19 protein-coding genes and 2 tRNA genes are annotated in these 22,599 nt (G+C 40.5%); 6 read left to right on the top strand and 15 right to left on the bottom strand.

The genetic code is table 11. From position 1 onward, the window contains the following. Positions 1–75 precede the first annotated feature (75 nt). The gene (locus H6G08_RS31315; protein ID WP_190550279.1) at positions 76–855 is read left to right on the top strand and encodes a TrmH family RNA methyltransferase; all 780 of its coding nucleotides are present in this window, start codon (positions 76–78) and stop codon (positions 853–855) included. 9 nt (positions 856–864) lie between these two features. On the opposite strand, the gene H6G08_RS31310 is transcribed toward H6G08_RS31315, so the two are convergent. The 3 genes from H6G08_RS31310 to H6G08_RS31300 all read right to left on the bottom strand — a co-directional run bounded on the left by H6G08_RS31310 (position 865) and on the right by H6G08_RS31300 (position 2,187). Next, positions 865–1,188: a hypothetical protein gene (locus H6G08_RS31310; protein ID WP_313943316.1), complete on the bottom strand. Its 324-nt coding sequence runs from the start codon at positions 1,186–1,188 to the stop codon at positions 865–867. A 98-nt stretch (positions 1,189–1,286) separates the two neighbouring features. Further along, positions 1,287–1,904: an acyl-CoA thioesterase gene (locus tag H6G08_RS31305; RefSeq protein ID WP_242046349.1), complete on the bottom strand. Its 618-nt coding sequence runs from the start codon at positions 1,902–1,904 to the stop codon at positions 1,287–1,289. A gap of 16 nt (positions 1,905–1,920) precedes the next feature. Continuing rightward, a complete protein-coding gene (locus tag H6G08_RS31300) occupies positions 1,921–2,187 on the bottom strand; it encodes a hypothetical protein (RefSeq protein WP_190550277.1) in 267 nt (88 codons plus the stop codon). A 257-nt stretch (positions 2,188–2,444) separates the two neighbouring features. On the opposite strand from H6G08_RS31300, the gene H6G08_RS31295 reads away from it, so the two are divergent. Further along, a complete protein-coding gene (locus tag H6G08_RS31295; protein WP_242046348.1) occupies positions 2,445–2,759 on the top strand; it encodes an S-layer protein in 315 nt (104 codons plus the stop codon). A gap of 504 nt (positions 2,760–3,263) precedes the next feature. Here the strand turns inward: H6G08_RS31295 and H6G08_RS31290 are convergent. Continuing rightward, positions 3,264–4,616 carry a tetratricopeptide repeat protein gene (locus tag H6G08_RS31290; RefSeq protein WP_190550275.1) on the bottom strand — a complete coding sequence of 451 codons (1,353 nt, stop codon included), beginning with the start codon at positions 4,614–4,616 and terminating at the stop codon, positions 3,264–3,266. Between the two features lie 351 nt (positions 4,617–4,967). Further along, positions 4,968–5,786 carry a type 1 glutamine amidotransferase gene (locus H6G08_RS31285; protein ID WP_190550294.1) on the bottom strand — a complete coding sequence of 273 codons (819 nt, stop codon included), beginning with the start codon at positions 5,784–5,786 and terminating at the stop codon, positions 4,968–4,970. Positions 5,787–6,169: 383 nt separating this feature from the next. On the opposite strand from H6G08_RS31285, the gene H6G08_RS31280 reads away from it, so the two are divergent. Further along, positions 6,170–6,571, top strand: coding sequence for a hypothetical protein (locus H6G08_RS31280; protein WP_190550273.1), 402 nt, complete (start codon positions 6,170–6,172; stop codon positions 6,569–6,571). Positions 6,572–6,734: 163 nt separating this feature from the next. Here H6G08_RS31280 and H6G08_RS31275 read toward each other — a convergent pair whose 3' ends face one another. Next, positions 6,735–8,081: a MurT ligase domain-containing protein gene (locus H6G08_RS31275; RefSeq protein ID WP_190550292.1), complete on the bottom strand. Its 1,347-nt coding sequence runs from the start codon at positions 8,079–8,081 to the stop codon at positions 6,735–6,737. 315 nt (positions 8,082–8,396) lie between these two features. Between H6G08_RS31275 and H6G08_RS31270 the strand changes: the two genes are divergently transcribed. Both H6G08_RS31270 and H6G08_RS31265 read left to right on the top strand, forming a co-directional pair. Beyond that, positions 8,397–8,981, top strand: coding sequence for a thylakoid membrane photosystem I accumulation factor (locus H6G08_RS31270; protein ID WP_190550271.1), 585 nt, complete (start codon positions 8,397–8,399; stop codon positions 8,979–8,981). Positions 8,982–9,156: 175 nt separating this feature from the next. Further along, a complete protein-coding gene (locus tag H6G08_RS31265) occupies positions 9,157–9,765 on the top strand; it encodes a hypothetical protein (protein ID WP_190550290.1) in 609 nt (202 codons plus the stop codon). Between the two features lie 284 nt (positions 9,766–10,049). On the opposite strand, the gene H6G08_RS31260 is transcribed toward H6G08_RS31265, so the two are convergent. The 7 genes from H6G08_RS31260 to H6G08_RS31230 form a co-directional block, all read right to left on the bottom strand. Further along, positions 10,050–10,123: transfer RNA gene (locus H6G08_RS31260), tRNA-Glu, on the bottom strand. 253 nt (positions 10,124–10,376) lie between these two features. Next, a tRNA-Gly gene (locus tag H6G08_RS31255) sits at positions 10,377–10,448 on the bottom strand. A gap of 196 nt (positions 10,449–10,644) precedes the next feature. Beyond that, the gene (locus H6G08_RS31250) at positions 10,645–11,856 is read right to left on the bottom strand and encodes an SDR family NAD(P)-dependent oxidoreductase (RefSeq protein WP_242046347.1); all 1,212 of its coding nucleotides are present in this window, start codon (positions 11,854–11,856) and stop codon (positions 10,645–10,647) included. Positions 11,857–11,938: 82 nt separating this feature from the next. After that, on the bottom strand, positions 11,939–13,030 hold the full coding sequence (locus H6G08_RS31245; RefSeq protein ID WP_190550269.1) for a pentapeptide repeat-containing protein: 1,092 nt from the start codon (positions 13,028–13,030) through the stop codon (positions 11,939–11,941). A 75-nt stretch (positions 13,031–13,105) separates the two neighbouring features. Beyond that, positions 13,106–14,248, bottom strand: a complete 1,143-nt coding sequence (locus H6G08_RS31240; RefSeq protein WP_190550267.1) for a vWA domain-containing protein — start codon at positions 14,246–14,248, stop codon at positions 13,106–13,108. Between the two features lie 123 nt (positions 14,249–14,371). Further along, on the bottom strand, positions 14,372–15,373 hold the full coding sequence (locus tag H6G08_RS31235) for an ATP-binding protein (RefSeq protein WP_096646888.1): 1,002 nt from the start codon (positions 15,371–15,373) through the stop codon (positions 14,372–14,374). Between the two features lie 749 nt (positions 15,374–16,122). Then, a complete protein-coding gene (locus tag H6G08_RS31230) occupies positions 16,123–17,301 on the bottom strand; it encodes an HhoA/HhoB/HtrA family serine endopeptidase (RefSeq protein WP_190550286.1) in 1,179 nt (392 codons plus the stop codon). Between the two features lie 250 nt (positions 17,302–17,551). Here H6G08_RS31230 and dnaA point away from each other — a divergent pair, with 250 nt between their 5' ends. Next, the gene (gene dnaA / locus H6G08_RS31225; protein WP_190550265.1) at positions 17,552–18,934 is read left to right on the top strand and encodes a chromosomal replication initiator protein DnaA; all 1,383 of its coding nucleotides are present in this window, start codon (positions 17,552–17,554) and stop codon (positions 18,932–18,934) included. Between the two features lie 462 nt (positions 18,935–19,396). On the opposite strand, the gene H6G08_RS31220 is transcribed toward dnaA, so the two are convergent. Both H6G08_RS31220 and nblS read right to left on the bottom strand, forming a co-directional pair. Next, positions 19,397–20,182, bottom strand: a complete 786-nt coding sequence (locus tag H6G08_RS31220) for an SDR family NAD(P)-dependent oxidoreductase (protein ID WP_190550263.1) — start codon at positions 20,180–20,182, stop codon at positions 19,397–19,399. Positions 20,183–20,526: 344 nt separating this feature from the next. Continuing rightward, entirely contained in the window at positions 20,527–22,416 is a 1,890-nt protein-coding gene (gene nblS / locus H6G08_RS31215; RefSeq protein ID WP_190550261.1) for a two-component system sensor histidine kinase NblS, read from the bottom strand. Positions 22,417–22,599 lie beyond the last annotated feature (183 nt).

Raw genomic sequence — 22,599 nt, 5'->3', positions numbered from 1 at the left:
CCCAGGGAAGCTGACTGCAGATGATTAAAGTCAGGCGACTGAAGGCAATGGCTGCAAAATTTAAAATCTAAAATCGTGTTGACCAGTTTACAAAATTCCTTAGTCAAGCAAATTCGCAAATTGCACTCCGCAAAGGAGCGACACAAGCAGCAGCTATTTTTATTAGAAGGGACGCATTTGCTGGAAGAAGCTTGTGCTGTGAATTATCCGTTGCAGGCGGTGTGTTGTACCCCAGAATGGCAAGCAGATCATTTTGGACTGTGGGAGGAGGCTTGTAGGCGCTGCGATCGCGCGGAAATTGTCAGTCCGGAAGTTCTCGCCGCGATCGCTACGACAGTCCAACCAGATGGTGTAGTCGCCACAGCCAAAAAGAGCGATCGCACTTCCCAATTACCCATGAATGGTATTGTCCTAGCCGTGGAAACTTTGCAAGATCCCGGTAATTTGGGGACGATTATTCGCACTGCGGCGGCGGCTGGAGCTTCAGGATTATGGCTGAGTGGGGATAGTGTCGATTTAGATAACCCAAAAGTTTTACGCGCTTCTGCTGGACAATGGTTTCGTCTAGCAATGGCAGTGACAGAAAATTTACCACAGACAATTCACACAAGTCAGCAAGCGGGTATGCAAGTCATCGCCACCTTACCCAGTGCAACTTTAACTTACTGGGAAGTAGACTGGCGCAAACCTAGTTTGATTTTATTGGGCAATGAAGGTGCTGGTTTATCAGCAGAAATCGCCGCAATGGCAGATCGGCAAGTAAAAATTCCTCTAAGTCCAGGCGTAGAGTCTTTGAATGTGGCGATCGCAGCTGCTTTAATGTTATACGAAGCCCAACGGCAAAAAAATGCATGAATAGCGCATTTATCGGTAGCGTTCGGCTAAATATTGCTCAATATCTGCCACTGCATCTTCAAAGGCGGCGATATCAATAGATGCTAAATCTTGTTCTTCTTGTGCTAGTTGGGCATCACTAACGCTGCCATCATAGAAACTGCCCTTGGTTTTAGCTTCAGGAAACTTGTCTTGTAAAATCTCCTCCAATTCATCCAAGGCTGCTTCAAACTCTTGCGCCGCAGTTTCTCTTTCTTCTTGTTGGTTTTGCTCCATCATCTTGACCTGGAAATCTGAATTTACTGGCATAATCTTGAGTGGTGTGACTACAGCTTGATATGTTGTATATTTCACATCATTATCTCGACTATCGGGATTGATTTTACTAACTGTATCAAATTTACATAGTAAAGGCGAAAAAGTCTAATATTTTTTCCAGAAATATAATTAAATTATCCCGGAAATGTAGGGCTAAACTCCTGATTGCGAGATTGTTGAAATTTATCTAATATCAGACTGGGAATTGGTCTTGGACGCATTGTTTTCCCATCTACCCACACCCAAAGTGCTTCGGCTGTAACTAACAAATCTGCTTGGTCTTGTTTACGAATTTCGTATTTGCGGAAAGCACGCGTACCCCGTATTTCCCGCAACCATGTTGTAACTTCTAAAGTATCACCTGCAACGGCTGGACGCAGATAATCAATTTCTACTCGGCGCATCACAAATACACCACCTGATTCGCGGTAGACATCGAAGGTTAAACCCAAATTTTCTGAATGTTCAATCGCTGCTTGTTCTAGGTAATTTTGGTAGACAGCGTTGTTGACATGTCCAAGGGCATCCATTTCGTAGTGACGAACCCGGAGGAGAGTTTTAAATATTTGCATGATGGCGAAAAACTCACAATTTTCGTGAAAGTGTGGGAGAACAAGCTCAACAATTTTATCCTCAAGTTTAAACTTAAGCGATCGCTTTTCGAGTTGAGTATCAGGGACTTCCAGAAAATAAAATATCCAATTTAGGAGATGATATTTTCTTTCTCTCCCTGCTCCCTGCCCCCTGGACAAAAAAGCGATAGTATATTTAGTTGGAACTACCTAATTCATCTTGTGTTGGTTGAGTTGGCGTACACCAGGGAGTAATCAGTTCAATTTTTGCTAGCAACATCAATTCCTGAACTTGTGCAGAATTACAACCATAGGTAGATGCTAATAATTGTTCAGCTTTTCTTTTAACTTTATGCTGAGATACACCAAAAGTCATAATTTCTTCTTCTTGGTTACCTGTTAGGCTCTCAATCGGAATCATGCAAACGTATTGTGGTTGATTAGATCTAATTTGTTGCACCATAATTTATTTACTTAGCTCATAGTTTAGAATTAGCTTATAGTTAAGCTATTGTTCATCTAGTTTAAGAACGATATTTTCTAACCAATAGGCATATAGTAAAGCTTGGTACAATTAATAGAGTTTTAATAATGATTTGCCTGGAATAACCTTGATATTACTCTATGTTAACTCTGTTAATTTTGGAGTTTCGCAGCCAAAACTTATCAATTTAAGTTAGATAAACAAGCAGATTTATTCTAAATTTATTTAGGCTTTATATGATGCATAAAAAAATTTTGGTGTCAGTTTTATTAGTTGCTAATATTGGTTTTTTTAAACCTGTACAAGCTCAAGAATCGATTAATAATGAAGCGGCTAAATCCAATCCAGTAATTAATGCTTGCATTGAAAATAAGGCAGAAACTTTACCCAATCCTTTTAGCGATGTACCCTCAGATCATTGGGCTTTTAAAGCAGTGATGACTATGCACTATTGTGGAGCGTTTCGTCAAGCTACACCACCTGCTTTATTTCCCCGATTTAAACCCACGGAAGATCCGCAGCAATTACCCAAACAACAGCAGACTCAATAATAATATATTGCTGTAGGGTAGGCATTGCCCACCCTAATATTCTAGAGGGCATGGCAATGCCATGCCCCTACCATCTGTCCCATTATTTTTTCAAATTGGTATCATAACCAAACTTGAAAATCTCTCTTTCCCATGCTCACAAAAAGGGAGCATCCCAATTTTGACGCAATACCCTAGAAGGGTATTGCTATACCAACAAAGCCTGCCTTCGCAGGCTAAAAGTTTGATAGCCTGCGAAGGCAGGCTTCATATTTCTAGCCCCACCCTTATAGGGTGAGGGCGTTTTTGCACATTTGGGATGCTCCCCACAAAAAGGACAAGGAGGATAAGGGGGACAACGAAGATAGGTGTTTGTAACTCGTCAACGGATTGCTATATTCTGCTTTGAAGTTGCACAATCCATCATGAGGGTTGTTGATTGTTGATTGTTGACTGTTGACTGTTGACTGTTGACTGCCTTTATTAGTAGTTATGCAATTTAAATGGGCATTAGCATGAACTAAATTAAAATTTAGCTCCTAATTTGTGGAGAAATTGCCACATTTGTGCTGCTTGGATTTCGTCTCCTAAAGACTTATAAAGTCTATAGGATTGATAGCCATAATAAATTGCTTCTTGATAACGGTTTAACTGTTGCAGATTTGCACTGAGCATCAGGGATATTTGCGCTTCTTCATAATTATTTTTTCTAGCTTGAGCAATCACAAGCGCAGATTGTAAATAATCCCTAGATTCATAGAATTTACTGTCATAATAATAGATAAGACCGATTTTAAATAGTAATTTCTGCTGACTGTGTTTAACTCCCAGAGCCTGCACAATTTCTAAAGATTGTTGATAGTAGATTAAAGCGCGATCGTTTCTCTCTAACTTTTGATATATAGCACCTATCTTAGCTAGTGCAGAGGCTTCGCCTAATTTATTTTTTGTTTGGCGAGTAACGCTTAAAGCTTCTATATTGTATTCAATTGCTTGCTGTAGTAAATTTAGTTGACTACAGACATCACTTAAACCTTGCAAAATTGCACTGCGGACTCGTTGATCGCCAATCTTTGCAGAAATCTCTAGAGATGTTCGCAAAAATTCCATTGCTTTTTCATAGTCTCCAATCTCTTTATGTGCTTGACCGAGAATGTGGAGACTAATCATTACAAGATTTTGATGGGAAATTTCTCTAGCAATCAAAAGTGATTGATGACAATAAATAATAGCTTTTTGCCAATTTTCTAAGTGAAGATAAATTCCGCCAATATTAGCAAGCGAATCCCCTATTGCTTGCATATCTTCTATTTCTTGAGCAATCAGGAGCGCCTTTTGTCCATAATCCAGTGCTTGTTGATAATCTCCAAGACACTGATAAACATTGGCTAAAGAACCTAAAGCACTTTTTTCATAAATCCGTTCATCAATTTCACAACTAATTACCAACTGCTGTTGAAAATATTCAATCGCTTGAGGATACTTACCAAGATTTTGATAATTAGTTCCTAATCCCCAGATAGCTGATATTTGTAGGACTCTATTTCCTGTTTTGTAAGTAATTTTTTGTAGTTGTGTAAAATATTTAATTGCATCCTGATATTGGCAGAGTTGTAGGTAACAATTGCCGATGTTGTAGAGAGCAACTTCTTGCCAATCACTAGCATCTATTTGCTGAGATAGAGCAAATAAAAGCTTATAATATTGTAAAGCTTGAGAAAACTCAAATAATTGTTCATATATGGCTGCTAACTGGCTTAAGCTAGTCAGTTCTTCTTGCTGATTTTGGCTTTGTCGGCTCAGGGATAACTTCTCCAGGTAATGTGTGAGTTTTTGCTGGAGAATATTTTTAAGATTTTGTTCATTTTCCTCTATCATGTTAAGTATTACAGAATATTAACTATCTTAAACATGACTGTATTGGGATGCAGCCAAGATGATTTACAGTAATACCTAGCATTTTCTAGGTATAAAGTTCTGTGTTAATTTGATAAAGATTTTGCGTTTTTAATTTAAAGCTGATTTTTATAAGTATAAAACAGCGTAATTAATTGTATTAATAAATACATTTTCGCCGCTTAGATAGTTCTAGTTTAGGGCTGAACAGAAATAGAGTATTGAGCGATCGCTTGTTGTAATATCTTCTTGATGTAGCTTCAGATATGGTCGTCGGTGCGTTATGGCGGAATGCCTAACACACCCTACGTTAAAGACTATATTTGGGGAATTTTAAACCTTTGCGACTGCTGGTGTGGGTAAATTTACTTTCAACCGCTTAAACATAGCTTCCCGTGCTTGCATTGCTAAGGTATCATCCAAGGGTTCTAGGGTAATTGGCTGTTGATACTTCAGCCGCAACGCTGTTTGAATTAACCAATCTGCAACAAAGGGATTTTTGGGTAACAAGGGGCCGTGGGAATAGGTAGCGATCGCATTCTGATAAAATGCTCCCTCGGTACCATCTTCACCATTATTGCCCAAACCGTAAACGACTTTTCCTAACGCTTCTACTTTCCCCAACTTAGTGCGTCCGCCGTGATTTTCAAAGCCGACTAAATAAGGCGTGCTACCTGTCATTGCTTTTAAATCTTGGGCTAGGCGTGAGGCTGTAACTTCAATTACCAAATTTCCGATGCAGCGTTTAGTATTTTCACCAGGATGAACTGAGACTAAATCTAAGATTCCTAAACCTTCAATCCGTTGTCCTAATCCTGGTTCGTAATAATGTCCGAGTAACTGAGGCGAACCGCAGGTAAAGACTCCTGGCGTACCATTTTCTATTTTGTCACGCATAGCATCGGCTTTAGCACCTTGCAAATCGCGCATGACAATTTCCTGCTGTCTATCTTGCGCACCACCACCGACAATCAAGTCTACAGATTTAATCTCATCGGCAGTAGCATTTTGATCCAACGGTAAAACTTTCACGCTGTATCCCCGCCATTGAGCGCGGCGTTCTATAGTAATTACATTACCGCGATCGCCATAGGTACTCATCAGCGTTGGATATAACCAACCAATTGTAATTTCAAATTTTGGAGAAGTCATATAATGTTGGAAATAGGGCATGGGGCATTGGGCATTGGGCATTGGGCATTGATTTTAATACCCTGGTTGTGTGATGTAGCACATAACCATCTAACTAAAAAGTTTTTATGCTGAGTTATGTTTCTTGAATAAATGAATCATTCATATATTTTTCAATTTACGATTGGCGAATCCGGTGTATATCTAGATTTTGGGTAAGCATATCGCACATTGGTTTTAAATGCTATGTTTATTCGTAGTTTATGTAACAGTTTTGCAGTAACATTTTGCCGATAATCCCAAGAGAGTTATCAGGGAATACAAAAATTCAGTTTCACTTTTCCTGTTGAGTCGTAAGATTACAGATTGTCAAAGGTTTGTGTCACAAACTGAAATATTACTATATGGATTGTAAAACTGCTACATTAGTCTACCAAACAGAGAATCATCTCGAAAAAATTCGGGAGATTTTCCCAGAAGCTTGGCATTTTTTGGAAGAACAAGCTTTTGCTTATGTTCAAGGTAAAAAAGATAATTTTGATTCTGCTGTTAAAGATTTAGTCGGTGAAACCAATTTTAAATATAGAATGGTACACCGCGATGATAAAGACCAACTCACCAAAGATTTGGGCGAATTATTAGGAGATATTACCTCTCGTTTACTTTTACAACAGTATTTTTCAGAATTAGTTGGTCAAAAAGTTTTCTTTAGTACAATTTGCTGTAGTAGTCATCTCACAGCTGACCATGAGATGACTTTAGAAGAAGTGTTACCAATTCAGCGCGCAGCTGTGAAGTTGCAGTAATTTAGGGGCTAAGGGCTAGAGGGGACAGGACAAGGGAGACAAGGAGGACAAGGGGGACAAGCAATTTTAGATTTTAGATTTGCGATTTTGGATTTCAATCTAAAATCTAAAATCCAAAATTTTTCCAATGCCCAATGCCCTATGCCCCATGCCCTATGCCCAATTACAAAATCTTCCGCCCAGTTAAAACTTCACGTACACTCAACATGGCTGTATATGTGGGTAATATATGCAGCGTTTCGTTGTTGGGTGTACGGTCTAATGCTGTGTTAATGGCATTGCGTAAATCTTCTTCCACAATTAGGTTAAAATTATTATTAGGCTGAGGATCGCTGTAACGCAGACGTAAAGCCATGTCATAAGCGCGATCGCCACTCACAACTAAAGTACCTCCACGCTGGACTAGTTTCTCTGTATCGACATCCCATATCCAAGATACATCTTCACCATCTTGCACTCTGTCGTTTAACACCAGCAATGTAGTTTTATCTGTGCTTTGAGTAACGACGCGAATTGTTTCATTCGTCCCCACAGGATTTTTTGATAATAAAATCCGTACCTTTTTCCCGTTAATTTCCAATTCTTCCGCACGCCCAAAAGCTGCGTGGAAGTTGGGAATAGTCTCGCGGATAGTCGCCGCATCAACTCCTAATTCTTGGGCGGCTGTGGCAGCAGCTAAGGTATTGTATTTGTTATATAACCCCACCAAAATTTGCGGCCATTCGCTGCTGTTGAGGCTGGGTTGACTGCGACTAAAGCCGCAATTACCACAACTATATTCGCCCATGTGGGACAAATAAACGCCTTCGTAGTTGAGAGCTTGTCCGCATCTGGGACAATAGATAGAATCAACAGCATGGGGAATCGCTTCTAAATAATGTTCTGGTTCGCTCAAACCGAAAAACGAGACGCGCTGTTGAGTTAATTGTTGACCGAGATAGCAAATGGTAGGATCGTCAGCATTAGCAACTACAATAGTTTGGGGTGATAAAGTTGCGATCGCACTTCCCCAGCGTTTACTAATAGTATCGACTTCCCCGTACCTATCGAGTTGATCGCGGAACAAATTTAAACACAGAATCAGCTTTGGTTGAATCGGTGCTAATACCTTGGGTAGGATATTCTCATCAACTTCTAAAATCGCATAGTCCACATCCAAGCTACCCGTTAAGCTGGCGTTATCCATCAGCGCCGTCATCAACCCATTTTCCAAATTCGCGCCTGTGGAATTATGCGCCACACGGTAGCCCTTGCGCTCTAAAATTTCTCGTAAAAGTAGGGACGTAGTAGTTTTACCATTAGTACCAGCAATGAGAATCGCCCCTTGTTTTACCTGCTGACTCAACAATTGCAACAACTTCGGTTCAATTTTACGCGCAATCGACCCTGGTAATACACTAGCAGCACCGAGGCGGAGCGATCGCACCATCAAAGTCACGCTTTTCGCCACCGATACCGCCAAACCTAGTTTGATTCTATCTATAAGATGTAATTTGTTTGCCACAGTAATTAATAGCTTAAATTAATTTTGTCAATAGTTAATAGTCAATGGTCAATGGTCAATAGTCAATAGTCAATAGTCAGTTGTCATTGGGCATGGGGCATGGGGCATTGGGCATTGGGCATTAAGTATTTATTTACCCCCTCTGCCTCCTCTGCTTCCTCTGCCTCCTCTGCTTCCTCTGCACCCTAGCCCCTAGCCCCTAGCCCCTAGTCCCCATAGGCGTTATCTTAAAAAATGGTGCAAGGACGTAATCATATATCCAGCGCTACTTGCTGAATTCAGCAAAAACTCACAAAATAGTAGCTCACAAGGTTTCTTTTGATGAATGGCTTAAAGTTTCCTTTTTTACAGAAAAAAACTCATTGGCAAAAATTGATTTCTAAAGCTTTGGTGCTGCTTGCGTGCTTGTTGATTCTCAATATCCAACCAGCATCTGCTGGTATTAAGGAAGACAATTATGAAGGCAACATTTTCGTAGTTTATGCTGGTAATGGTTCGCTAATTCCTCCCAGACAGACATTAGCACAGTCTCTACAAGAGCATAAACCAGTGTTTTTGGCTTTTTATGTCGATGACAGCAAAGATTGTAAGGAATATGCCATTACAATTTCGCGAGTACAGGAATTTTACGGTAAAGTTGCAGAAATTATCCCCATTAGTGTAGATACCTTCTCATCTCAAAAAACTAATGACCCTACCGATCCAAGATATTATTATTCTGGGGCAGTACCTCAAGTTGTAGTCTTCGATCAATCCGGTAAAGTAGTTTTAAATAAACAAGGTCAAGTACCTTTTGAAGAAATCGACGATCGCTTTCGTGAAGTGTTTGATTTATTACCTCGTTCCGAGTCAGTACAGTTAAAGCGGCGTTCCTTCAATGAATTCAGTAGTGAGTTAAGTAAGTAACCTTGAGGGTAGACCAAATTGGTCTGCCCTAATTTTTAGTCATATCTGATACTACATTGTCAATTTCGTCAAGAGATAATCTGTAAATAATCTGATTTAACAAAAAAAACTTACTTCATAGTCTATAGTCCATATTAGAAGACTAATGACCAATGACCAATTAGAGCGTGTTCTGATGTCAAAGGTTTATACTACCGAAGAACTCATCCAAATTTTAGCAGCCGAACGTCAAGCTTGCTTGAAGGGAGAACGCCTAAAATTAGAAGTAACAGTTTCTGGCAATCCAATAATTGACCAGTTTATCAGAACTGATGGACTGCAAAAGTTTACTGCCTATCAAGATTTTAAAGCTGCTATTCACGACTATCAAAGAGAAAATCACGTGTCAGGCATCATTTGGCATGAAGTGAATGTCAAAGGGAAAACTGTACATTATCCGAAAATAGATAGTGAATTAATTGCTTTAAATCAGGATTTAGAGATATTACAATCCGCCAAAGATTCAATCTTACAATTTTGGTATGAAGTTACTTCGGATATGGATTTATATCTGAGTTTTAATAATAGCAAACAACACGAACGCATTCATAAAATTGATGTCGAAAGAATTGCCCAAAGAACAGAATGGGCTAGTTTATGGAAATGGGAAAATTCTAACTTTTTAGAAATTATTTTACAGTTAGGCTGGGGACAACCACAAGAAGCTTATTATAAACGCGGAAGACCGCATTCTGGTAGCGAGTATATTCATGCGGTAAACCCTGGTAATCATCCGATTGGCTAATGAATATGCATTATTTAGTGGTGTTGGTGAAACCCTAGAAGAAGTCAAGCAGATGATAGCCAAAGGTTTTTACCTCATTTAAGAACAAAATTTCGCGATCGCTGTATTTGTGAATTAAAATCCAGAAATAGACCATACATCATCATTAACGGTTCCTGGGAAGAACGCTTTCATCAAGCTTGTGTTGCAGTAGATAAAATCATGGATTCTCAATAGCAACGACGGGATTCGCACCCGCATCTCCTGGTATACTCCAAGGAATTCTGCTGTTTGAACTACGTTGCTGGTGGCAGTGAACCGAATCAAACGGTCGTCTCCTACTTGAAGAGTAGGCACTTTGCCACTAAGCTACACTGCCTAGTTATTGACTTTAGTTAATTATTGTGTCCGGTTAAAACTTACTATTAGGGATGACGCGGGGGACTCGGGAACCGCACAGATTGGGGATTAGGGGCGGCGGGGAAGCGAGGACGCGGGGAGAATTAATAATAAGTAATTACCCGGACTTAATACATATATTATCGCATTTGCACAAAAATAGCAACGGCAGGATTTACACCCGCATCTCCTGGTCTACTCCAAGGAATTCTGTTATTTGAACTACGTTACTGTGGCAGTGAACCGAATCAAACGGTTGTCTTCGTGTTTGGCAGACACGTGCTTTACCATTAAGCTACACTGCCGTGATGGGTATGGGGCATTGGGCATTGGGCATTGGGCATTGGGCATTGGGCATTGGGCATTGAAACAATTTTGGATTTTGGATTTGCGATTTTGGATTGGGTTTGAATCTAAAATCTAAAATCTAAAATCTAAAATCTAATATTCCTTGTCTCCCTTGTCCTCCCTGTCCTCCTTGTCTCCCTTGTCCTTTTTCCTCTACCAGTCTGTTTCTATGTAATCTTTAAATAATTTACCAAAAGGGGTCTTTCCTTGATTGATTCCCAAATAAATTAAATCGCAGATTCGCGCGGCTGCGTCAATAATATCAAAAGGGGGACTTACGCCGCGTTCTTGCATGGATTTGGCTTGGTGATAAGGATGTTGAAAGCTAATCCAACCGGGGTCTACTGCATTCATAAAAATTCGGTGTTTGGCATATTCTTTGGCACAGGTGCGAGTCATTTGGTTAAGTGCAGCTTTTGCCATGTTGGTGTGGGGATGTCGCCAAGGTTTATCAACGTCGTTAAATCGTCCTTCCATTGAGGAAACGTTGATGATGTATTTGGCGGTTTCTTTTTGGTTGCTCATTAACGGCTTGAGTCTGCTATTAATGACAAAAGGTGCGATCGCATTAATGATATGCACTTCCAGTAATTCCAAAATGCTGACTTCATCATCTTTCATCAGCCAGCTATTAAACGGACGCAAATCAAGCTGTTGTCCATCATCGCCATACATTCCCGGTGGAAATAAAGCGGAATTATCTAAATTATCTTCAGGAATTAGGGGAATTTGTGAGAGAAAAGCTGATTTTTCTGGTTTAATATCTTCACTAGCTACCTTTGGCAGCAAATTCTCACTTTCTGCGGCGTTTAAACTATGAGTCTGACTTAGCAAACTTGGCAATTCTGGCGGTAAATCTTGCACGGGTAATGATTCAAACTCAATTAAATGCTGATAAAACGCTGGCGGACGGCGTACTGTTTGTGCGGCGTTGTTAATAATAATGTCGAGTCGCGGATAAAATTTGAGGATATGTTGAGTAAATTGCTCAACACTGTGGAGATGTCGCAAATCTAGCCCATAAATCTGCAACCGATTGCGCCATTTTTCAAAGTCAGGTTCAGCAGCGTATCGTTTTGCAGCGTCATGAGGAAAGCGCGTTGTAACTATGACAGCAGCACCATCTCGTAACAATTTCAACGCTACAGCATAGCCAATTTTTACCCTAGCCCCGGTGACAACAGCCGTCATCCCCTGCAAATCAGCGCTTTGATGACGTTTGCTGTAGTTAATGTTTCCGCAATTAACACAAACGCCATTGTAAAAATTATGCTCTTGTAAAAAAGTTGCTTTGCAGACGATGCAACGTTGTTGTTTGGGCATTGGGCATTGGGCATTGGGCATTGGGCATGGGGCATTGGGCATGGGGCATTGGGCAATAGTCAACAGTCAACAGTCAACAGTCAACAGTCAACAGTCAACAGTCAACAGTCAACTGTGTTCTAATTTATTTATACTTTGTCCCGTTGGGCATAATTGCACCTGACAATTTAGCACTACTTAAGTCAGCACCTAAAATATTTGCACCAGATAAATCAGCACCATATAGATAGGCTTGGCTGAAGTCTACGCCTAAGAGGTTTGCTTCTTGAAAATTTGCACTTTGGAGGCTAGCGTTGCTGAAATCAGCACCAATGAGATTTGTTTTGTGGAAGTTTGCTTGTCTTAAGTTTGTACCACTGAAGTTAATACCACTAAGATTAAATCCACTAAAATTAAATCCCCAAATATGAGAGTTTTTCCAATTAGCTCCGCTTAAATCAGCTTCATTGAGGTCAACGGCTTGCACAATAATATTACATAAATTAGCTTTGTGAAATTTTGCACCACTAATTTTTGCTTCATGCAAATTTGCGCCACTCAAATTTGCTGCTGTTAAATTTGTTTTACTAAGGTTAGCTGCTTTTAAATCGGCTCTTATTAAGTTTAATCCAGCCAAATTTAATTCACTCAAATCTGCTTTGACTAATTTAGCTCCGCCCAGTTTTACGCCAGTCATATCAGCTTCGCGGAAATCTGCTGCTTCTAAATTTGCACCTGTAAATTTACATTTACTTAAATTAGCTTTTCTAAAGTTAGCTTGGCTGAGATTGGCTCGGAAAAAATTTACTTTATTTAAAGTTGCTTGACTAAAATCAAATTCACTTAAATCTGTGCGGCTAAGGTTTGCACCGCTCAGATTTGCTCCTTGTAAAATCGCTGCCGTTAAGTTAGCACCATTGAGATTTGCATTACTTAAATTTGCATTACTCAAATTTGCGCCGCTTAGATTAGCTTTATAAAGTTTAGCTCCACTCAAATCGGCTCCGCTTAAATCTGCCCAACTTAAATCTACTTGGCGAAAGTTGAATTTTTTTAAGTTAGCTCCACTGAGGTTAACTTCACTTAAATTCAACACCAAATATTCGCTGAATTCTGCTTCAGATATATACTCTAATAGTTCTAAATTTTTTGCTCTCCATTCATTCCAAAAACCTGCACCTTTTTGTATTAGGGACAGCATTTCAGTTTGAGTTAAAGAATAAGAAATATCTGACATAGCAAGATTCATCTAAGAAGGCAGGGGGTAGGGGAAGGGGGACAATTGTAGAGACGCGATTCATCGCGTCTCTGACTATTGACCATTTGACAACAGCCTTACAGCTTCACCAAAGGGGAATTGATTTAAGTTTAGTCCACCGGGAGTAACTACCCACAATACGGGGAGATTTGGCAATTGTTCAGGAAATGTACCATAGCCATCTGTGAGGTATACACAAACACTATTACTGTACCAGTCAATTTGCTCGTTAACTTTATCAAAGAAAGGAACGAAGGATGTACCACCGCCGCCTACTGGTTTGGGTAAGGGACTATTTGTGGTGAGTTCGTAAGGGCCGTAAGCTTCAGCATCGGCGTAATAAAGTTGACATTTAATATGGGGGTAAGAATTGAGAATTCCGATAACTTCGCTGAAAAATAGCCGCAGTTCAGCTTCGCCTACAGAACCACTAGTGTCAACTGCCACAAATACTTTGACGCTTTCGCCTTCGAGTGCTTCTAGGTAAAGTCGCTGGCTGATAAAGCGACGGTCAAAGCCTGTAAAATCTGTAGGTGTTCGCACTAAGTAGCGCCAGAGATAAGAACGCCAATCTAATTGCCCTTCTGTGAGGGCTGTGAGTTCTCGCTGAATTCCTGCGGGAATACTACCTTGATTATTGCAGCTGTGAGCAACTGCGATCGCCTGTTGCATGGCATTGCGCCAATGATTTTCTAAAGTTTTCTGGCGTGCTGCATCTAAACTACCATCAGATTTCCCGTCTTTTGGCTCGTATAATAAATCAGCTTGGCATTTTGGACAATTTTTAGCATCTTTTAGCAATATTTCATAAATTTCTTCCACACTCAAATGCTCTAGCTCTAAGTTGCGCACGCCACCAGCAGGTAATTCAAAACTTTGTTGCTGGGCAATCATGCCATTAACCACAATATCAGCCGCTACATTCCAAAGATTGCGTTCTCTTGCACCACGGCGGGGAACGTGCAAAAGTGCGGCGTGTAAGACTTCGTGTAATAATAAGCCATCAAGTTGGGAAGAAGAGAGCGATCGCAAAAAATCTGCATTAATAAAAATATCCTCTCCATCCGTCGCTGCAGTGGGAACGCTTTCGGTAATTAACACTCGTGCAAACAAAGCCAAAGTTGCAAAAAACGGCGATTTCATCCGCAACCGCAACATCGAAGCACTGATAAGTTTGTTTAATTGGTCATTTGTCATTTGTCATTTGTCATTTGTCATTGGGCATTGGGCATTGGGCATGGGAAATTTTTCTTCCTTGTCCTCCTTGTCCCCCTTGTCCTCCTTGTCTCCCCTGCTCCCTGCTCCCTGCCCCTTTTCCTCTTAAACTCCCATCAATTCCTGAAATTCCTGCATAAATTTCTGAAGTTTTGGGTCTTTTTGCACTAGCTGGGCTAATGCGCCAATTTGCTTTTTACTGCGCATACTGCGAAATAAATCTGTGGCAAATAACTGTACCCATTCCATTGCGGCTGTTTGGGATATCCAATTGAAGGCGTTATGTGCTTGGTTTGCAGATTGAGCGTTAATGGCTAAACCTATGGTTACTGCATAGCGAACTGATGGTTCTGTGGGAAATTTAATTCGCTCGCCTTTACCCAAGAGAATCTCAGTTAAATCTGGTAAGTTTTGATACAGCTTAATAAACGCATTGAATTCTGCGGTGGTTCCTACTCCAACGGCGGGGGTAATATCTAATCCGGTGGCGTGTAATTGACTCGCCATCACCCAAGAACGGGGCGAAGGCCATGATGGCTGTTGCGGGTCGAGTTTATGTAATAAGCTGGGACGGAAGGAGAGAAAGGCGATAATTTGCTCGTGAACTCCCGTAGATAAAGCGTATGCTTTAAAACTATCAAAATCAGTTTCTACTTGTAGGTGTAAAAAGCGGTTGGCTAGGGGCGAAGGCATATCAAAGACTGCTGCACGGTCTTCTTTACGGTTCCCAGCTGCCCAGACAAACCAACCTTCGGGTACTACGTATGAGCCGACGCGACGGTCAAGAATTAACTGCTGGGCTACACCTTGCATGGCTGGGGGAGCCATGTTTAATTCATCGAGGAAGAGAATACCCTTACCTTCACGGGGTAAAAATTCTGGGGGATACCATTTAGAAGTACCGTCTTCAGCTACAGGTAAACCGCGTAAGTCGGTAGGCGCAAGTTGAGACAGGCGCACATCGACAAAATCAATTTGATGTTTGCGCGCTAGTTGGGCAACGATGCTAGATTTACCAATTCCCGGCGGGCCCCAAATCATCGTACTGAGAGAGATATTTTTACTCAACAGGTTATCGAGGTAGGCTTTGAGGTCTGCTGGTGTCATGGTTCGGGGAAAATGTCCGTATTTTTATGTAGTATTCCATAGCTTGGCTGGAGTTTGTTAAACCCCAAAACCAAGCAAAATTTAGATATTAGCTGAAATACTACAATTATATTACAGACAGATATGAACTGTCATTAGTTAGACTAGGGGATGCAGTTTTGCAGATAAAATAGCGATCGCACTACATTTGATCTGATACCAATTGAAAAAAAGAATGGGATAACGGCACTGCTGTGCCCTCTAGAATATATTGATGTGTCGCCAACATCATTAGGACTTACGCACTGAACACAAAAACCCTCACAAGGGTGGTCAAAAGTCAAAAGTCAATGGTCAAAATTTAGGTTTTTGGACTATGGACTATTGACCATTGACAAAAAGCATGAAAAATATCTGACACTGCGTAAGTCCTAATCATGTGATTTGGTTATGTTGCAAAGCCAAAATTAAGTTTTGCGACTTGTGAATCAAGTATACAAGTTGTAAATCAAGTTTTGCGACTTGTGAATCAAGTATACAAGTTGTAAATCAAGTTTTCTAATTCGTAAATCAAGTACACAAGTTGTAAATCAAGTTTTCTAATTCGTGAATCAAGTATACAAGTTGTAAATCAAGTATACAAATCTTGTATTAACTCCACGATTGATAAACCTGCTAATTAAGCTAAATACTGGCAAAAATATAATTAATGCGCCTGCTGACTTATGCCCAGGCGCTAATACTTATTCTCTCTTGTATTCCCCTAACCCCTAACTTTCACGCCGCACGGGTAAAGGCGCAGGTTTAACGGCTACTTGAGTAGTTTGTCCATTGCGTTCTACCTGCATTTGTAAAGGCTCGCCGATTTTGCTATTTTCTACTAGTTTTTGTACGTCTTCGATTTTGGTAACAGGTTGATTATTAATACTGCGAATGACATCGCCGCTTTTTAAACCAGCAATGGCGGCGGGAGAACGAGGTACAATATTGACTAATAATACGCCGTCGTTGGTTGTTAAGGTAATGCGATCGCCTAATTCATTGTTAATTCTTTCTTTCAATTCTGGCGTCAGTGTCACCATTTGCACCCCTAAATAAGGATGATCGACTTTACCGTTAGCAATTAATTCTTGGGCGATTCTTTGGGCGGTGTTGATGGGAATTGCAAAGCCCAAGCCTTGCGCACCGCGAATAATCGCTGTATTCATCCCAATTACTTGACCCCTCACATTTAATAATGGCCCCCCAGAGTTACCGGGGTTAATTGCTGCATCAGTTTGAATATAATCTACGCGCTTGTCGCTAGCACCAATATCGCTGCTAGAACGTCCTGTGGCGCTAATAATGCCAGATGTTACAGTATTGTTTAAACCTAAAGGATTACCAATAGCAATCACAGCTTCTCCTGGTTGCAAAGCATCGGAGTTGCCGATTCCTAACGTTGGTAAATTATTAGCATCTATTTTAATCACGGCGACATCGGTAACTGGATCTTCACCCAGCACCTTACCGTTAAAAGTGCGACCATCTTTGAGGGTGACGGTGACATCATCAGCGCCGTCTACTACGTGGGAATTAGTCAAAATTTGCCCAGTGGAGTTAATAATAAACCCAGAACCGCTACCCCGTTCTACCCGTTGTCTAGGCTGTGATGGTACAGTATCGCCAAAAAATCGCCGAAAAAATGGATCTTCAAATTCTTCTGACTGGGAAGATACGGTTCTGGAAGAATCAATCCGCACCACAGCCCCACCTACCTTTTGTACCACTCCCACCACAAAATTAGGATCGCCATTAGAGGAAGAAAAAATTGGTGCGGGAACAATGGGGTTTTGGGAGACTACCGGAGACTGAGTTGAATTATTTTGTTGTCTTTCCAGAGTTTTTCCCGGTAGCAAAGAGCAGCCACCAAGGTATATTAAAAAACTTATCTTCAATAGCAGCGACATCACATTGGTTTTACCCTGTTGCTGGAGTAAACCTTGAGTAACAGTACTTTGGGCTGCACAAATCCAGGTGTTTATCTTCATGTGTCGTTGCGTCTCCGTGTTAGTCGGTGGGTGGTAGGATATTGCCTACCGGGTATGTCCCAAAATGATTACAACTTAAAAGCTGCTTCCAGGGCTAGGGTTTATGAATACTAACTTGGTGCTGGCTTATAACTTCTATTGTGACTATTAGCTGCAAAGGTGGTAAAAAATGGAAATTCTCTTAGAAAATTTGTGGAGTCAGGTACTAGAGCGATTGCAAAAAGAATTATCCCGTCCCACCTTTGAAACTTGGATTAAAACTGCAACTGCAGAACGATTAGAGAATAATTGCTTGGTGGTATGCACTCCCGATCCTTTAGCTCGCAATTGGTTACAGAAATATTACATCAATACTATTGCTGATGTTGTGCATGATATTGTAGGTCATCCTGTAGAAATTTACATTACAGTGGCTAAAGGTGATGAGGTTGGACAATTCCATGAGTCACAAGTTAATGGGAAATTACCAGCCCAAAGTGATGTCAAACAGACAATTGCACCCAATCAACAAAGCACTAATGAATTAAATCTAGATTATGTATTTTCTAAATTTGTTGTTGGTGCTAACAATCGCATGGCTCATGCGGCGTCTTTGGCTGTAGCGGAATCGCCAGGAAGAGAGTTTAACCCATTATTTTTATGTGGCGGTGTCGGTTTAGGTAAAACTCACTTGATGCGGGCGATTGGACATTATCGGCGAGAAATTTGTCCAGATTCTAAAGTCTTTTATGTTTCTACTGAGCAGTTTACTAATGATTTAATTACAGCTATCCGCCAGGATAGTATGCAAAGTTTCCGCCAGCATTATCGAGCTGCTGATGTGTTGTTAGTTGATGATATTCAGTTTTTGGAAGGTAAAGAGTACACTCAAGAAGAATTTTTTCATACTTTTAATACTTTACATGAAGCTGGTAAGCAAGTGGTAATTGCTTCCGACCGTCCGCCAAACCAAATCCCTAGTTTGCAAGCTAGATTATGTTCGCGGTTTTCGATGGGGTTAATTGCTGATATTCAACCGCCTGATTTAGAAACGCGGATGGCGATTCTGCAAAAGAAAGCTGAGGATAAAAAAATTCAGCTGTCTTTAGATGTGATTGAATATATTGCTGCTAACTACACTTCTAATATTCGCGAATTGGAAGGAGCCTTAACGAAGGCGATCGCTTATATTTCTTATTGTGGTTTACCGATGTCTGTTGCTAGTCTCGCCCCACTGTTAGAAACTCCCAACCAGCATGTAGCAGCGACTCCAGAATTGATTTTAAAGGCGATCGCAGATTTTTATCAAGTTTCCATTGAAGACCTCAAAAGTAATTCTCGCCGGCGAGAGATTAGCTGGGCGCGACAAATCGGGATGTATCTGATGCGTCAACATACCGATTTGAGTTTACCGAGAATTGGTGAAGAGTTCGGCGGGAAAGACCATACAACGGTGATTTACAGCTGTGATAAGATTACCCAATTGCGAGATAGCGATCGCACTTTAGCAAATACCCTGCGTCAATTAAGCGATCGTATCAATATGAATAGCCGATCCTCGCCAGCAACTTGATGGTGACTCAAAGTTTTCCACAGCCTTGACTATGAATCATCAGCTTTATCAGCCATCAGTTTGCGAAAAATATTAAGCCCAGTATAAAAATATATTAAAAATTTATTCGCCTGTGGAAAAAAATGATTATTTGGGGAAAATTTTGGGGAAAACTTGATAGTTTTTCGTAAAAAATTCATATAAGTATATTTACCTTGTGGAAAACTTATAGGGTTTTTCCACAAGTTTTCCACAGAAAGCAAATTATGAAACTATCCAAAAAATCAATTAGCAATTATTTATCCACAATTTCCACAGCCCAAACTGCAATGTATCCTTAACTCCAGGGTATTGCCACAGATAAGTGAGTCTGCGTAGCGGTAAGCTAATAGTTATTTAAATTCCATCATTGTTTATGCTGGGAAAAGCTGCAAACCTTTTCCCTTGCGCCCTCAATGTGCATATTAAATGCTTAACAGCTTACTAGTTAGGGCGAAACGATTGTTCTACAAATTTAGCCGTCATTTTTCTGGGTAACAATCTCGGTATATTAACGATAATCTGATTGACAAAGTTACCAGGTACTGAATACGAATTTCCTTGTTCAATAGCTTTCAGGGCTATTTTTACTACAGTCAATGGTTCATCAGCATTTTGATATGCTGAACTATTTGTAGAGTATTGTCCCCAGCCAGCTTCCTGAAAAAATTCAGTTTTTGTGGAACCAGGGCATAAAGCGAGAATGTTCACGCCTGTATTTTGATTTTCCGCCCAGAGTGCTTCCGTAAAACTCAGTACAAATGCTTTTGTCGCCCCATACACAGATACATAGGGCATAGGTTGAAAAGCAGCTATAGAAGCAACATTAATTATTCTTCCATAATTATTACGGATCATGCTTGGGAGAAACTTGTAAGTCAACTCTACTAAAGCCAAGATATTTAATTGAATCATTTTTTGGTTACGTTCCCATTGGGTTTGAGTGAATGCTCCATATTCCCCAAACCCAGCATTGTTAACTAAAAAATCTATATTTATTTGTTGTGATTCTAATTTAGAAAATATTTGATTAACTGCATCAGCTTCAGTTAAATCTTGTTTAATAATTTGAATTGAGATGGGATATTGTGCTTGTAATGTTGCAGCAATTTGCTGTAGTTTTTCTTCAGAACGAGCCACCAAAACTAAATTTTTATTTTGTTTAGCTAGTTCTTGAGCAAAAACAGCACCTATTCCTGAAGATGCACCTGTAATTAAAGCTGCCGACATAATTGACTCTTGATTAATTGTTTGTTTACTAAGTAATACCTTAAATTTGGCATTTATCCACTTAAAAACAGATGAATAAACTATTTTTGCTAAAATACCAATGTATACTAATAAAGTTTTAATATTCTGTCAACTATCTTGATTAAGTAAGCGAATCAGCATTTTAGTGACATTATCATATCACGATGCTTAGGGGCACGGCAGTGCGTGCCCCTACAGACATGCCTCACTCAAATGAAATCTGCTATATAGATAGAAGCAAAAACATTGTTGTGCCGCTACATTTGTAGATAAAATGCTGTTATCAATCCAGGTTTATCTTTATGCATTGGTGATTTTTTATCTTACTCAAATACGGACAAATCAAACCAAAAAGTTGTGCCAATTCCTACTTCACTCACCAAATTAACTTTACTATGATGGCGTTCCATAATATTGCGGACAATTGATAACCCTAAACCCGTACCTTCTAGGGTATGCACGCGATTTTCTACGCGAAAGAAGCGATCGAAAATTGCTTGTTGATCTTCGCTGGCAATGCCAATACCAGTATCAGATATTTCTACGCGCACTGGTGGCGATGATTTTTGCTCTGCGGATTTAGGATTTAATTGATAGGCGCGGATCGCAACTTTACCACCGGCGGGGGTAAATTTAAGAGCGTTACCGACTAAATTAGCTAATACTTGCAGTAACAAATCGTAGTTACCCAAAACTAAAGGTACAGGTACGCTGACTTCTTGAATTAATTCAATACCTTTATCTTTAGCATTGAGTTGGTAAGTCCGCAGGGTTTGTTCAATTGCTTGACTTAAATCTACACCATCAAAATTGTAAGTCCGCCCAGATTCCAGTTTCGATAAATCTAAAACATCGTTGACTAGGCGTGTCAGGCGATCGGTTTCATGGTTAACTGTTTGGAGAAACTCTTGGCGTTGTTCTGTACTCAAGTCTTCGCCGTAGTCGTGCAAAGTTTCGATAAAAGATTTGATATTGAACAAAGGCGTGCGCAGTTCGTGAGATACGTTGCTGATAAATTGGCTTTTGGCTTCGTTGAGTTCAACTTCCCTGGTAATATCTTGGACGGTAATGGCGATACCTTTGACACTTTCCCGTTGTAAATCCAAAACTGTGGTTAACAGAATGCGGATAGTACGTTGGGTAGGTTGATTTAAAGCGATGCGAAATTCCGCACTTTCCGATTCACCAGCAGCCATTTCATACAAAGTACGACTAATTTCCATTTGCACGGCTGGCGGTAAGTGATGTAGCACATTACAACCGACTACTTCATCACTTTCCCAAGCAAAAATTCGCTTGGCTGTGGGATTGACTAAGATTACCTGCATGTTATTGTCAATCAACACCGCACCGTCGGCAATGGTGGAAACGAGAGTTTCTAGCTTGGCTTTTTCGGCTGTGAGTTCTTCAATATTCTGTTCTTCATAGCTTTCTAATCGCTTTGCCATATCATTAAAGCTGAGAATTAACTCTCCTAGTTCGCCGCCTAGTGGTAAGTCAATTCGCTGCTTAAAGTTCCCGGCGGCGATTTGCTTGACACCTACTAACAGTTCTTTAATTGGCTTGGTAATGGTGAGCGCATTTACCACCCCTGCCAAAATTACCATGACCCAGATAGTAATAAATACGGCAATGGTGACATCGCGGGTAAAATTGGTAGAGATAACAGCAGTTTGGTTAGGATTAATGCCAATTGCTAAGACACCCAAATATTTGCGATCGGCAATTAGGGGGACAAACACATCAGTCACCGAACCATCGGGAGTCATGTGTTGGCGTACCATTGGCTTATCGCTTTCTTTAGCGTAATCCTCTGGTAGTTCGATACGCCGTTCAATGGTTAAAGAGGTTTCTACCTCGGTTTCCCAAAAAGGAATCCCATAATAGATTTCCCCAGTTTCATCAGCGTAGAGCATATAACGCACGCTTGAGGTGCTGCTGTAGAAGCGTTGGGAAAATTGGGCAACTTCTTGGCGTTTATCTTCAGCAATTAACGGCGTCACATTGGCAGCTAGCAGCAGTCCAAGGTCACGACCGAAGCGGGTATCATTTACTTGTGCATCCTGCTGAATCGTATTCACCGCCCAGAAGGTTAATCCACTCATGGCTAAAGACACTACTAATGTAGCCGCAGCCAATAGCTTAGTCTGGAGGGTGAAATCTGACCACCAATTTGCGATCGTTTCTCGGATTGTTTTCAAAAGAGCCAGCATTTTAAATATAAGTTGTTAGTAGTTCTTGTTTTAAACCCCAACAACTAAAAAATTAACAGTTAATTCAACAAATATGTGAAGAAGTTAAGCAAGAGTCAAGGAGGAGGCAGGGGGGCGGGGGGCAGGGGGACAAGGAGGACAAGGAGGACAAGGGGGACAAGGAGAACAAGGGAGTATTAATAA

Origin of the sequence: Calothrix anomala FACHB-343 (assembly GCF_014696435.1) — a bacterium.
Classification (GTDB): Bacteria; Cyanobacteriota; Cyanobacteriia; order Cyanobacteriales; family Nostocaceae; genus Aulosira; species Aulosira anomala_A.
Note: the sequence above shows the minus strand (reverse complement) of the source record. Positions and strands in the feature narration are given on the sequence as shown.